Annotated in this window: 13 protein-coding genes and 1 pseudogene; 12 read left to right on the top strand and 2 right to left on the bottom strand. The window is 51.6% G+C overall.

The window, feature by feature from the left end; all coding sequences use genetic code 11:
- Nucleotides 1–2: 2 nt before the first annotated feature.
- The 12 genes and pseudogenes from AB7M26_RS15850 (at nucleotide 3) to AB7M26_RS15795 (ending at nucleotide 12,996) form a co-directional block, all read left to right on the top strand.
- The gene (locus tag AB7M26_RS15850) at nucleotides 3–731 is read left to right on the top strand and encodes a DUF4123 domain-containing protein (protein ID WP_429388859.1); all 729 of its coding nucleotides are present in this window, start codon (nucleotides 3–5) and stop codon (nucleotides 729–731) included.
- Nucleotides 728–5,544 (top strand): annotated as a pseudogene (locus AB7M26_RS15845) (RHS repeat-associated core domain-containing protein). The gene AB7M26_RS15850 and the pseudogene AB7M26_RS15845 overlap by 4 nt, the downstream one beginning before the upstream one ends.
- A complete protein-coding gene (locus AB7M26_RS15840; protein WP_123499713.1) occupies nucleotides 5,541–5,966 on the top strand; it encodes a DUF6896 domain-containing protein in 426 nt (141 codons plus the stop codon). The pseudogene AB7M26_RS15845 and the gene AB7M26_RS15840 overlap by 4 nt, the downstream one beginning before the upstream one ends.
- 278 nt (nucleotides 5,967–6,244) lie before the next feature.
- A complete protein-coding gene (locus AB7M26_RS15835) occupies nucleotides 6,245–6,589 on the top strand; it encodes a hypothetical protein (RefSeq protein WP_123499714.1) in 345 nt (114 codons plus the stop codon).
- Nucleotides 6,590–6,836: 247 nt separating this feature from the next.
- A complete protein-coding gene (locus tag AB7M26_RS15830; RefSeq protein ID WP_007900675.1) occupies nucleotides 6,837–7,232 on the top strand; it encodes a hypothetical protein in 396 nt (131 codons plus the stop codon).
- 102 nt (nucleotides 7,233–7,334) lie between these two features.
- Nucleotides 7,335–7,649: a hypothetical protein gene (locus tag AB7M26_RS15825; RefSeq protein ID WP_148050156.1), complete on the top strand. Its 315-nt coding sequence runs from the start codon at nucleotides 7,335–7,337 to the stop codon at nucleotides 7,647–7,649.
- Between the two features lie 40 nt (nucleotides 7,650–7,689).
- Nucleotides 7,690–8,667 (top strand): IS5 family transposase, encoded by a 978-nt coding sequence (locus AB7M26_RS15820; protein WP_123501377.1) that lies wholly within the window; start codon nucleotides 7,690–7,692, stop codon nucleotides 8,665–8,667.
- A 290-nt stretch (nucleotides 8,668–8,957) separates the two neighbouring features.
- Nucleotides 8,958–9,263, top strand: a complete 306-nt coding sequence (locus AB7M26_RS15815; RefSeq protein ID WP_123497597.1) for a hypothetical protein — start codon at nucleotides 8,958–8,960, stop codon at nucleotides 9,261–9,263.
- Between the two features lie 393 nt (nucleotides 9,264–9,656).
- Entirely contained in the window at nucleotides 9,657–9,923 is a 267-nt protein-coding gene (locus AB7M26_RS15810) for an immunity 50 family protein (RefSeq protein WP_259698693.1), read from the top strand.
- Between the two features lie 356 nt (nucleotides 9,924–10,279).
- On the top strand, nucleotides 10,280–10,627 hold the full coding sequence (locus AB7M26_RS15805) for a DUF6124 family protein (RefSeq protein WP_123497599.1): 348 nt from the start codon (nucleotides 10,280–10,282) through the stop codon (nucleotides 10,625–10,627).
- Entirely contained in the window at nucleotides 10,624–10,953 is a 330-nt protein-coding gene (locus tag AB7M26_RS15800; protein WP_123497601.1) for a hypothetical protein, read from the top strand. Before AB7M26_RS15805 ends, AB7M26_RS15800 begins: the two co-directional genes overlap by 4 nt.
- Nucleotides 10,954–11,133: 180 nt before the next feature.
- A complete protein-coding gene (locus tag AB7M26_RS15795) occupies nucleotides 11,134–12,996 on the top strand; it encodes an ATP-binding protein (protein ID WP_123497603.1) in 1,863 nt (620 codons plus the stop codon).
- Between the two features lie 569 nt (nucleotides 12,997–13,565).
- Here the strand turns inward: AB7M26_RS15795 and AB7M26_RS15790 are convergent.
- Together AB7M26_RS15790 and AB7M26_RS15785 are read right to left on the bottom strand one after the other, a co-directional pair.
- A complete protein-coding gene (locus AB7M26_RS15790) occupies nucleotides 13,566–13,739 on the bottom strand; it encodes a hypothetical protein (protein WP_185022158.1) in 174 nt (57 codons plus the stop codon).
- Between the two features lie 10 nt (nucleotides 13,740–13,749).
- A complete protein-coding gene (locus AB7M26_RS15785; protein WP_007900692.1) occupies nucleotides 13,750–13,992 on the bottom strand; it encodes a hypothetical protein in 243 nt (80 codons plus the stop codon).
- Between the last annotated feature and the right edge of the window lie 8 nt (nucleotides 13,993–14,000).

The raw sequence follows: 14,000 nt of genomic DNA, 5'->3' as shown, positions 1-14,000 counted from the left end.
CGATGACTCCACAGGCTTGGTTGGCTGAACGGCCGTTGCAGACGGGCGAACGTTTGTACCTGATCGTCAGCGCCGCCAGCGATGCCGAAGCGCTCAAGACGCTCTACCAAAATGAACCCACAATCCAGGCGATCCCGATCTGGGGCGGTACACCCTACGCGGCTTGGCAGCCAGTGATGCCCTACCTCACCGAGTTGAAACCCAACTCAAGCTTCCTGCCATGGATTGCCGAAACGGACGCCCTCGATTGGGGGTGGCTGGCCGTTTCCAGCAGCGAACCGAACGTGGTGTTCGAACATCTGCGTAGCCTCACGCAGGTTCGGATGCCGGATGGGACCGAAGTGTTTTTCCGGTTCTGGGATGGGCGGCATATCTACCCGATTCTGGAAGGACTCGGCGATGCCGCTGGGGAAGTGCTGCCGGTGTTTGATCGGTATTTGATTAATGGCAAGAGCCTGGAGGTTGGGCCGAGGGTGGTGCCACCGGCGAAGGATTGGCCTTGGTGGGAGGTGCCGAAGGCGTTGCTTGATGGCCTGACCAAGCAAAACCCATCGACCGTAGTCGGCAACATGATGCAGTGGTTGAAGGAGGATCACGCCGACCTGTACTTCTCGCTCCCCGAATCCAACTTACGAACAAAAGTGGCGCGCTTCGTAAAACGCACGCCGCTCACGGAAGAAAATTTCACCGGGCTGTTGAAGGCCCATCTGGAAAATGAGGTGGCTGTATGAGCATTTTGATGGGTGAGATCGTAGGCAACCTCACGGCAAAACAACCTGATGCTCAGGCCATCATCAGTGACTTCAAGAAGTGCCTGAAGGATTATCGTGAACATGCCGAGGCCTGGTACGGCGGTGTGCTGGACGCGGAACAGCAATTCAAGGTCGGTGATGAGGTCCACACTCAGGACAAGGACAGCAAAAAGGAAAACACCCTTTATGCCAACTGCCCGGCCAACGGCAAGCTCACGCTTGTGCATAGCTTCGAGTCTGCGCGATTTGTTCCGATCGGCAATACGCCGGTCCGTCTGGTGCCTGTGGTGGATGGCCGGTTCATTGGCAAGAACGAAGCCGGACCGGAAATCAACAAGACAATCGACTCGACCGGGATTCTGGAAGTCACCGGCCTCACGCCCAATCAGCAATACAAAATCACGTTCTTCCCGAATCCTACTCGCGCGCAGATCGACAGCCTGTTCAATTCCTATCAGGGCGTGATCGGCGATTTGAGCGGCTGGTTGCAGACTGAATGGAGCACCAGTTTCCTACCGCTTTGGCAGGCACATACCGATGCCTCGATGGGTGGCCGTGCCCTGCAGGAACTGGAGGCCGCATGGGAAGGCTTTCTGAAAGCGATCATGGGTCTGTGGGGCGATATCAAAAGCCTCTACAACCTGGTTGCGCATCCTCGTGAGAACTACGAGAAGCTGAAAAACTTCTTCACCGAAGAGCAAATCAAGAAGATTTATGACGCCTCCGCTGAGGCCATTCACACCGCCTTGTTGATCGCCAGCGATGAACCACTGATGTGGATCTACGTTGCCGCCATCATGGCCTGGGTGAAGATGCTGCCGCCGCAGACATGCACAGAAGTGCTGGCTCAGCTGACCACAGAGTTCCTGCTGAACATTCTGGTCGGTGTGGTCCTGACCGGTGGTCTCGGCCTGGCCGTGCGCATTGGCACGAAGGTAGTTAAAGCCACGCAAAACAGCGCCAAAGTTGTGAAACTGATTGAAGATTTTACCGGCATGCTGATGAAAGTCAGCAAAACAAGCGCCACACCGCATACCGAGGCTGCTCGGCCTTTACTGCTTAATGGCAATTCGGCATTCAACCCGGCGCGTAAAGCCAACGTTGAGATCACCCCACCCAAACCTGCCGAAACAGCAACGGCGCCAAAGAAAAAGCCACCTGTCGCCGGTGGCAAATTGGAAACGGATGCGCAGATTCAGGCGCGCGGCAAAACTGAAAGCGCCACACGCGTCGAACAAAAAGAGGCGGTCGACAACGCGCCAAACCAATCGAAAAACCCGGCTGACCAACCCACCGAGTGTGCCAACAAAACCTGCCTCAAAGACGACCCGATTTCGATGGTGACCGGCGAGGAATTGCTGACCCTCTCCGACGGCGAGCTGGGTGGGTTGTTGCCTCTGGAATGGACGCGCCTTTACCGAAGCAGTGCGGTCGAAATCGACAGCCGTCTTGGCCATGGTTGGAGCCATTCCTTGTCTCATCGTTTGCAGCTGGACGATGAAGGTGTGCTGTGGACGGACAACGAAAACCGCCAGATTCGCTTCCCGATGCCAACCGAACAACGCCCGGCTATCACCAACAGCCTGGCGCAGGCGGCGATTTATTTGGGCGATGCACCCGGTGAGTTAATCCTTACCCAGGCGGGACCAAAAGCACGCTTCTATCACTTCCGTGCCGGGCGATTGATCAGCATCAGCGATGCCTACGACAATCGGGTGCATATCAGTTATGACTTTGTCGACCGTATTCAACGCGTCGACAACGGTGCAGGCCGCGCCTTGCTGTTGCGTTACGACGATCGTCATATCGCCGCGGTGGATCATCAGCAACAACGCTCCGAGTACAACGACCGCGGTGAACGCCAGGATCCATGGCTAACCATTCAGACCTTGGTCTCCTACCGCTACAACACACGTAATCAGCTCGTATCCTCGACCAATGCGGCAGGTGAAACCGAGCATTACCACTACAACGACCAGCACGTCATTCTGGAACGGCAACTGGCCGGTGGTGCCAGTTTTTTCTGGGAATGGGAGCGTGAAGGCAAGCTTTCCCGTTGCATCCGCCACTGGGCTAACTACTCGCAGCTGGAAGCGCGTTACGAGTGGGATGACAAAGGTTCAGTGACTGCTTACAACTCCGACGGCAGCGAGCATGTGTACGTGCATGACAAGAATGCGCGTTTGATCAGCGAGACCGCTCCCGATGGTGGGGAAACGCAGAAAGCCTATGACGATCAGGGTCGCCTGATCGCAGTAAAAGACCCGATGGGCGCCATCACCGAGTATCAGTACAGCGATGCCGGGCGCTTGATGGCCGTGATCCCGCCAGAAGACGAACCGACCCGTTACAACTACTTCAATGGTCAACTCATTGATGTCCAGCGAGGTAAAGCGCGCTGGAAGTACGAGCGCAACCGTCAAGGCGATATCACCCAGCAAACAGACCCTCACGGCGCCGAAACCCACTACAACTACGACCGTCAAGGCCGCTTGCTGGAAATCCGCCATCCCGATGGCAGTCGTCATCAACTGGGTTGGAACAACCTCGGCCAACTACTGGAAGAGCGCCTGCCCGATGGCGGTCAGCGCAAGTACCGCTACGATGCCTTGGGCCGGCAGATCACCCGTCAGGAAGAAACCGGCGCCATCACCCATTACCAATGGGATGCCGTTGATCGCCTGACACAAATCACCCTCCCGGGCGGCGCCACCCGCGCCTTCACCTATAACCCGTATGGTCGCGTCACCGCCGAACGGGATGAACTCGGGCGCATCACCCGCTACGAATACGCAGACAACCTGCACCTCGTGAGCCGCCGCATCAACCCCGACGGCAGCCAGCTGCGCTACCGCTACGACAACTCGCGCCTGCTGCTCACCGAGATCGAAAACGAACGTGGCGAGCACTACCGCCTCGACTATTACCCGAACGGCCTGATCCAGCAGGAAACCGGTTTCGACGGTCGCCGTACCGCTTACGAGTACGATCTCAATGGCCAACTGCTGAAGAAAACTGAATTCGGCGACGACGGCAGCGAGCTGATCACCGAGTACCAGCGCGACACTGCTGGCCGTCTGCTGGTGAAAACCCTGGCTGACGGTGAAGAAATTCACTACAGCTATGACTCCCTCGGGCGCCTTGTCAACGTCGACGACAGCCACTGGCCCCTCGCCTACGAATACGATCTGCAAGATCGCCTGATCACCGAACACCAGGGCTGGGGCACTCTGCGCTACGAGTACGACAACGTCGGCCAACTGAAACACTGCCGCCTCCCGGACGGCAGCAAGCTCGATTACCGCCACCAGCCTGGCGGCCAGCTGAGCAGCATCGACCTCAACGGCTCGCGCCTGACCAGCCACCAGTTCAACGCCGGCCGCGAACAACAGCGCCAACAAGGGCTGCTGCTCAGCCAATACCAGTACGACGAACAGGGTCGGTTGCAAGCACACAGCGTCAGCCAGCGCGAAAAGAATCTGTTCCAGCGCCGCTACACCTACGACGCCAATGGCAACCTCGCCGGCATCGACGACAGCCGCAAAGGCCACCGCAGCTATCACTATGATCCGCTTGACCGCCTGATCAATGTACGCGGCGCTACGCCTGAAAGCTTCGCCCACGACCCGGCGGGCAACCTCCTCGGCCAAAACAACGAGCCGACCGCGACCCTGGCCAACGTCAAGGGCAACCGCCTGCTGATGCAGGGCGACCGTCATTACGACTACGACGCCTACGGCAACCTGATCCGCGAACGCCGAGGCGCCGGGCAGAAACTCGTTACCGAGTACCGTTACGACTGCCAACATCGCCTGATCGGCGTCAGCCTGCCGGGTGGCAGCGTCGCATCCTACAAGTACGACGCCTTCGGCCGACGCATCGAAAAGACCGTCGACGGCCATACCACCGAATTCCTCTGGCAAGGCGAACGCCTCATCGCCGAGAGCGGCGACAACCGCTATCGCAGCTACGTCTACGAACCCGGCAGCTTCCGCCCGCTGGCGATGCTCGACGGCGAAGGCCCGCTGAAGGCCCGCTGAAGGCCGCGCCGTTCTACTACCAACTCGACCACCTCGGCACCCCGCAGGAACTCACTGACTACAGCGGCGAAATCATGTGGTCGGCCAAGTACCGCGCCTACGGCAACCTCGCTGCGTTGGACGTCGCCGAAATCGACAACCCGTTGCGCTTTCAGGGCCAGTATTTCGATGCCGAGACAGGGTTACATTACAACCGGCATCGCTACTACAATCCGGGGACTGGACGGTTTCTGACGCCGGATCCGATCAAGCTTGCGGGTGGGTTAAACGGCTACCAGTACGTACGAAACCCTACGGGCTGGGTGGATCCTTTGGGTTTGAGCGAATGCCCTGGATCTGGTGGAACCAAGTCAGAAAAATCACAAGAACGTTTCGAAGAAAAATCGGAAACGAACGATGGTGGCCCAAAACCTCCAGTAGTCATGCATGATGTTGACCCGAATATACTGAACCGCACTCATAGCATCGAAGGGAAAAGCTCTACTAAGAGAGTAGAGAACATCGCAAGTGACATGCGCACAAATGGTTTCAACAAGGGTCAACCTATAGATGTTGTAGAACACGAAGGTAGCTACTACATAATAGATGGACATCATCGAGCGGCGGCAGCACGGCGAACTCATACTCCGGTAAGTATCAGACTCATCACCGACTTAAAAGAGTATGGAAATAAAAATTACGCCACCACCGAAGATGTACTAGAGTCGGCAAAGTATGTTGGTAACGATAGACTGGAGCGACCCAGAAGATGATGAACAAGGACCTGGAATCACTAATTTTTGATTTTTTAAGCGCCGTGGAAGCTTCACTGAAATTGCTTGAAGACAAATTCGGCTCGAGATCACTACACCAATTATGGCATGACAATAAAATAGCTCAACGAGGAGAGATTTTTAAGGGTGTAAGCTATCAATTACATGGGAACGGATGCATGATCGAATACCCAGAGTACTGTGTGGATTTCGATTTCGGGCCAAATGAAAGAACCGATGGATTCGACGCATGGCGCTTGTATAACTATGCATGCGAATTCCCAGAGAAACATGCAAAATACACAAACCTCGCTACAGTTGAATCAGAGTTAAACCAATACATCCAAGAAAATATGGTTAAAAAAATAGACAATTCCACCTCCAACTTATATTTTTTTACACAATCAAAAAAGGCCAATTAACCTCACATTTAGATTTTCGCCCTTTAAAATTCAGGTTTTTTTAAATTTTATTGGGGCGCTGACAATCTCACTTAGAATTCACGGACTAGCACCGCCAACATTGAGAAAGGAGACAGATTTATTTTCTATGCGCATGAAAATAAATCTGCCCCCTTTTTCTACTAAGGACAACTCACACACCGGGTAAGAATCGAATTAACTAATGGCGGCAATAAACCCGTTATCCATAGCTTCCCAGCTCCCCCCCAGCAAGTTAAAAAATACATGGGAAAAGTCAAATGAAAAAGAAACTAGAGTTCGAGCTGCAGCCTATTAGAGTGCCCAGTGGCTGGACCATTACCATAAACAATCTTTTTGAAGTAGACCTAAAACCAGAAACAGCACATTGGTTCAGCAGCTCTGTATTGTTGGGTGGCGCCCGTAAAGGCACAGGATATTGCTTTGACTCACGAGTCGAACCTGAGGGGGATCCTGACGGTGAGTTCGTCGTTGAGTTTTTAACAATAAAATACGACAAAAAAGGCGAGCCTATCGGCGACTCTGTACAAACCATTGAGATTTTTAAAACAAAAAGCAAACAAGAATACATAAGTAAAATCGAGACATACATGCTCGAAAATTAAGGTAAATAATGGGGTAGGAGAACTAAATTTACTTTCGAACTCATAAGCCTCCCATTTTTCTCAGAAAAGGGGACAGATATATTTCTGCGCTCATAAAAATAAAATCTGTCCCCTTTTTTGCAAGGAAAGTCACCATGGCAAACCACGACCCCAATGATCCTCATGGTGATCGCCCACACTTACAACTACACCCTGTCAAAGGTGAAGCAATTCGAATCTACTGGCCAAATCCATTTAAAGGTCAAAAATGAGCAATCCAAAAATAATTCCAAGAAAAGTCTGGTGGGGTCTGGAAGCGAAATCGTATACAGAAATCGCGCAAGAACTCACTACAAACGACGACTCCTTACGCAGATGGATTGCTATATACGCGGTATACCATTTGAATTTTACAAACAGATACCCAGGAGAACTCTATTATAAGTTCTTGGAAGACGCAAAAAATTCAAAATATGTAGCAATAGACTTCACAATACCTAAGTTAATAATTGAAACAAGAGATAGCATTGGAAGCAGTGACACTACCATTATCAAGTGTCAAACATTAGAAACCGAAGAAGAGATAAATGACTACCTTCAAGAGAACAACATCGATCCAGAGCTATTCACTCCACCTTGGACATGTGACTATCCGCTAGACTGAAAGGCGAATCGAAAAAAAGAAGAGAAAGAAAAGAAAATGGGATATATTTATTTTCTACGCACTCATGCCCCCCAAAATCGTCATCAGTATTCGGAAGGCAACATGAATACGGATGAAAAAATTATCAACTGGATAGAGGCCGGCAAACAGGTGGGGGGCCGAGGAAAGCTAGATACTGAAAATGACGTCCTTTGGCTTTCGATTGCAATACAAAAGCATGAAGAAAAATATAAAACATACTCAAGCGAAATCTACGACTCAAAAATAACCATGGAAGAATATTTAAAGGAAGAATCCAAGAATTTTTTTACTCCACAAGAAGCCCTAGATCATCTGCGATCGGAATCTAAACTTGAGGTTAGCGAGCTAGGGAGACGCTGCAAAAATAGCCAACCGTCCTCACCCTTGGCACACTGAGCCCCCCACCAGCCCCCTCTCCGTGAGCCTTGTTACGCACGTGCAGAAGACCTTCTCCGAATTCGAATACGCCGGCAAGAAAAAGCAGACTCGTCGCGATCGCTTCTTAGCTGACCTTGAACAGCTGGTGCCCTGGGCACAACTGGAGGCGCAAGTGGTTCCGTTCTATGGCGACACCACAGGCAAGCGCGGGCGCCCTGCAATTGGGTTGTCGCGCATGCTGCGCATGTATGTCGTGCAGCAGTGTTTCGGTTTCTCCGATGAAGGTACCGAAGATGCCGTCTACGACAGCCAGGCCATTCGTGGTTTTATCGGCATCGACTTGGGCCGTGAGTCGGCACCGGATGCCACCACCTTGCTGCGATTTCGCCGCTTGCTGGAAAACCATCATCTGACGCGGGTGCTGTTTGAAACGATTAACCAGCATCTGGCCAGCCAGGGTTTGCTGCTCAAGGAAGGCACCCTTGTCGATGCCACCCTGATCGCCGCGCCGCCCTCGGTCAAGAACCGAGAAGGCAAGCGCGACCCTGAGATGCATCAGGCTAAAAAAGGCAATCAGTGGCACTTCGGGATGAAGGCCCACATTGGTGTCGATGCCACGTCGGGGCTGGTACACAGCTTGGTCGGGACGGCCGCCAACGTGGCGGATATCACCCAGGTCGACCAGTTGCTGCACGGTGCCGAAACCTATGTTTCGGGTGATGCTGGATACACCGGTGCGGCCAAGCGACCGGAGCATGCTGAACGGGACGTTATTTGGTCGATTGCAGCACGGCCAAGCAGTTACCAGCACCACGGCAAAGGCAGCTTGCTGTTCCGGGTCAAGCGCAAGATCGAATACGCCAAGGCGCAACTGCGTGCCAAGGTCGAGCACCCGTTCCAGGTGATCAAGGTGCGTTTCAATTACCGAAAGGTTCGCTACCGTGGACTGGAAAAGAATACGGCGCAGTTGTTCAGTCTGTTTGGGTTGGCCAATCTGATGCTGGCCAAGCGGTATTTGCAACGGGCGGCGGGATAAATCCGTCTGAAAGGCGAGACTGGCCCGCAAATCAGCAAAATGAGGGCAGATATCGGCCCCAGAAACGAAGAATAAGGCCGATGGGTTGAAAAAACGGTTTGAAAATGGAGGGACGGCGCGAACGGGTTAATTGTTCAGCGTCTCCCTAGCTCCGTGCAAAGGCCAGACGATCTTCAATCCAAAGTTTTCTTACTTAAAATAGTCCTATGAAGACGAAGGCAGGACAGATTTATTTTCTACTCGCTCATGAAACAACTTTGCCACCTTGAGCAAAGACGAAGAGAAATTGAATGGACACTAAAAAAATAATTGAGCTTGGCGGAACAATATCATTTGATGATATATCCCACCTCAATCAGCTTGCTGATACTTCGATGATCGTTGATGACTTAAAGGAGGATCTATTCCAAGCCGTCTTCCCTCATGATCAGCTTATTGACATAGGCTGGCACCCTGAGTTTTGTGAAAACGGCACATTTAGAATTTCTTTAATTAAAGCCCATGACTGGGAGCACCCGATTTTTAGCGAAAAAGCAAACAGCTGGACAGAATTAAACAAAGCAATTTCCAATACTTTAAACAAACTGGAAAAATGACAAATGCTAGACACAAACAAAAAAATCATAATCCACGGAGAGTCGCACTCGATGCACTAGCAGAGATAGAGTTCATATTAATATCTCTACATAAAATGGGTAGCTATTATAGTGACAAACCTATTGCAGACTACCAACGTGCGACAACCGACTTTATAGACAACGAAAAAATCACACAAAAACTCGCCAAGGTACGACGAATACTAAGCGAGAGCTTTGACAACACACTTGGCAAAGATGATATGGACGACATAGAAAGACACATGAAGAATATTGATTTCTGGAAGCCTTAACCAAAAATCAAAAAAAGCACAACAAAAAAAGAGAATGGATCTATTTTTACGCATTCATAAAAACAAATCTGCCCACTAAGTTTGGCCACAAGGAGCAAAAATGAAGTTCTGGAACGATATCGATGGCAGCATTTTTTTCAATCAGATTTTCAAAAGCCCCGTACCAATCGGCTTCATTGAACTTTCCACAGTAAATATCGACAACAACAGACCAACGATAATACTGGAATTTGACATCGAAGAGCTCCCTGACGCCCCTCCCGCAAAATGGAAAAAGGCTGAATTCAATACATGTCGCATCGGTTTAAACTGCAGCGAAATCAGCAACCTGACGATCAAAAATATACCTACAAAAGAAAAAACTTAGCATAAGAATCACTCAGAGCGAAAATCTCTTCACGATTCACGCTTCGAACAACAGCTCGATAATTGAATTCACAACGAAATATCCACTACTTTGTGGACCCTCAGTTTACATGAGCGATAAAAAACCCGAGTTCACTTAAAACCAAATCTGACTCAATTTTTCTGCCCCTCGGGACGGCTGACAAAAGCATCGGACATTTCCCACAAAACCCGTCGCCCCCAATGAACTTGTACACCCCTTCCTCCCCAGATAACCTCCCCCAGCCGCTGTAACCTCAGCGACCGGTTTTGACAGGCCGAACACGATCAAGGCATGCAAATGCCGCTTTGCGGCTCCATTGTTTCAGGAGCTTCACAATGAAAAAATTTCCACCCGAATCCCTCGACCCCAATCAACTCAGCCAAGCAACCCAACGCACCATCAGCGCCCGGCTCCGCGACCCAAAAAATCCCGACCCCATCAGCCACATCTTCACCCTCCTCCCCAACATCAACGCCGAAACCCTGTTAAGCCACGCCTGCGAAACCCTCGCCTCGCTCAACGTGCTGACCACTGACTTTGCCTGCGAGCTCGAAGGCTCGCACCGCAGTCTGGCGCTGTCGATTCAGCAATTGGCCGTACTGGGCGAGTTATTGGTGAACCGGGCGCTGGACAATCTCGATCCACCCGGTGAGATGTCCGACGCTGAGCAGGCTCAACCATGACTCGATACATGCCGATTACCGGCATCGACTGCACGATCCCTTCCCTGCTGATCGACATCGAAGCGCCTGTCGACGTGTTGCACGACACGGCGGCGTATCGCATTCGCAGTGTCACTCAACTGTTGGAAACGCTTTCCCTGGGCGAAGCGATTGGTGGTGATGCTGCGCTGTTGCAAGAGTTTGCGCGGGTGTTGGCCATCCCGTTGCGCGATGGCTGCGATTTGCTGGATGTGGTCGGACGGCGGTTGCGAGCGCAACTTTATATCCGAAATTGTCAATTCCGCCTCCCAGACTTATGCACGCAGTACTTCGCAAGAGTTTGTTAAAAACCGTCTTTAAATTTCTGATCAATCCAAAAAAATCGACTCAACATCGTGAGCAAAAAAACCAAAAAAACTGGCTCTTCGGTCAAATAACACCTCACCTGAAAACAGCAAAAAACAAAACAATGGTTTTCACCACGCCTTCAAATTATGCTTGGCCCTACAGTATGGAGGCTGTGATTTATGTTCAAACTCAAACGGAAAACGTGGATTTTTCTCTTGGTCTACATAGTAGGTGTCAGTGGCTATATCTACTACCTCTACGTCGAGACTCAAGGGATCCTCACTGACAATATTAATAACAAGCTGCTGCATGCCGCGCTGGGGGCTTCGGCCATCCTTGGCGATCGCTACCATGACAATCTGATCGACAAACAGTCCAAATCCGAGGCGGAGGACTGGAATGCCATTCAACGGCTCTCCAGCTTCAACGACTCCATGGGGACTGCTTTTGTCTACAGTGTGGTCAAACGCTCGGGCGAGGCTTATCTGGTCAGCTCCAGCGCATCGAAAAAAGAGATACAGGAGAAGAATTTTGTACGCTTTTTCGATCCCTACCCGGATGCCAGTCAGGCTTTGCTCGACAGCTTTGAACGCACCGAACCCACCTGGATTGACTACTCGGATCACTGGGGAGATTTTCGCGCCGTCTTCGTCCCGATGAAATCGCAGGACGGTACGATTTATATTGCGGGTGCGGAGATGACGTTGGCGGATTACTACCAGCAACTTAATCAAGACTCCCTGCACCATATCATCCTGGCCATTCTGGTATTTCTCGTCTTCAGCCTTATTCGCATGCGCGCTCATCTCCAGCAATTGCAAATTAACGAAGAGATATTGAATCAGGCAAAAAATGCCGCCGAGGACGCTGATCGTTCAAAGACCAGATTTTTGGCCACCATGAGTCATGAAATTCGCACGCCCATGTACGGTGTTATCGGCGCGACGGAGTTGCTGGCGAGGTCCGCCCTGAATCGCGAGCAAAGCAGTCTGCTAAAAACGATCAATACAAGTGGGCGAGCCCTGCTATCTCTTATCGACAACATTCTCGACCTTGCAAAAATCGAAGCAGGCAAACTTGAATTGAAGCCTCGTGTCTTCGAAGTCAGAGCTCTGGTTTCATCCAGTATTGAAATGATCCGGCAAAACATTCAGGACAAGCCAATTGTACTTGAGGCTCAGGTCTCACCAGACGTACCTCCCTTGGTCAAAACCGATACCAATTGCCTGCGCCAGATATTGATCAACTTGCTGGGCAATGCGGTTAAATTCACCGAGGCCGGAAAGGTATCGCTCATGGTCACGACTAGCGGTTACGGCACTCGAGCCCGACTCGAATTCTCCATCCGCGATACCGGCATAGGTATCCCCATGGAACGGCAAGACAGCCTGTTCAAGCCCTTTGCTCAGTTTAAAGGACCGGCCAGTCAACGCTTTACCGGGAGTGGGCTCGGTCTTTCCATCTGCAAAAGTCTGGTCGAGGCGCAGCAGGGGACTTTATCCTTTACCAGTCAGCCTGGCGTCGGATCGACGTTCTCCTTTTCACTCCCCATGGAGCTTTTTTCAGTCTCGGAACTACCCATCCGGGACGATCATGCAGTGGTGGGTTTCGACTCATCTTTTGCCGGGGACTACCCGCTCGATATCCTGCTGGTGGAAAACCATCCCGTGAGTCAGAAAGTTGCCATGGCGATGCTACAGGAGTTAGGTTATACACCCGACCTTGCGTCAGATGGCCTGGAGGCGGTCAATCAGTATATGAATTCGGCTCCAGATATCATTTTTATGGATATCAACATGCCTGTTATGGATGGGCTAGCGGCCATTCGTGAAATCCGCAAACTACCATTGGGCGATACTTGCTACATCGTTGCTTTCACCGCGAGCGCTTTTTCGAGCGAGACAGAGCGTTTCAGGGCCGCTGGTGCCAATGACGTTTTAACCAAACCGGCGAACTTTATGGCCTTGACCCGAGTGCTTCAGCGTGCAGCCAACTACCGGCAGCAGCTTCAGGCCAGCACTCAGGTAGTGGATGCCATTTAAAGTTTAAATGGGCTCAAGGCCCATTGGCAGCATGACTCAACGGTTGGAAACGCTTCCCCTGGGCGAGGCGCTTGGCGATGAAGCTGCGTTGTAGCAGGCATTTGCGCGGGCGGCGGTTGCGGGCGCAGCTTTAAATCATCCAATAAAAATGGGCGACTTCAAGGTCGCCCATTTTTTATGTCCGAAACTTTTAAACACCGCGTTCCAGAGGAGGTGTTCGCCCAGTGTAATGGCCTGGCAATCCATGCACCGGTAAAGAGCCCTGACACCGGGCGAACGGGAAGGATTTTAATAGAATTTGGCCGATATGTCCTCGTGTACAAACATGAAATTTATGCACGTAATATTTCGTAAGGCTTTGCTTACAAAGCGTCTACAAACTTCCAAAACTCACCAGTTCGACCATTAAAACTGATTGTTCTTATACAACTATCAGCACAAGAACAATCAATATGTACAAGTAATGATCAACTTGCGGGATGGCGGGTCACTTTCGACCTATCGGTATCGATCACCACAACGCTCTGTTCTACGTTCAGATCTTTCATTTTCGCCTGCATAGACGCTGATCAAGGAGTGTTCGCAGTTTCTTGCGCGGTGGATTCTCCGCTGTCTGTGCCCTTGCCGCTTTCCTTGCGCCGGGTCGGGTCGGTGGGCCGCAGGGCGTCGTTGTCGCGCTCGACTTCGCCTGGTGGCCGGGGTTCGTCGGGGTTTTCCGAGGGAGTTGTCGGTTTGCGATTCATGGGGATGTCCTCAGGCTTCGGGATCGTCGACTTCATGGGCAACATTCACGGCGGGCGAGTCTTTGTGGGATTGATCGGCCTTGGTTTTGAGAATTTGCCATTGATCAAGGTCGATGGCGCCCTGCCCCAGCAGATCGTCGGCGATGCGCAGCAATTCGCTGTAATGCGCGTCGGGGGATTGCTGCCAGTAGGCTTTGTCGTCGAACAGCCGCTGCCATGTGGCAAGGGTGGGCGGTTTGAGGTCGTTGCTCATGGCGGGCT

It is taken from the genome of Pseudomonas sp. F-14 TE3482, assembly GCF_053629455.1.
The sequence above is the reverse complement of the archived record's forward strand: the minus strand, read 5'-3'. Positions and strand labels throughout refer to the sequence as shown.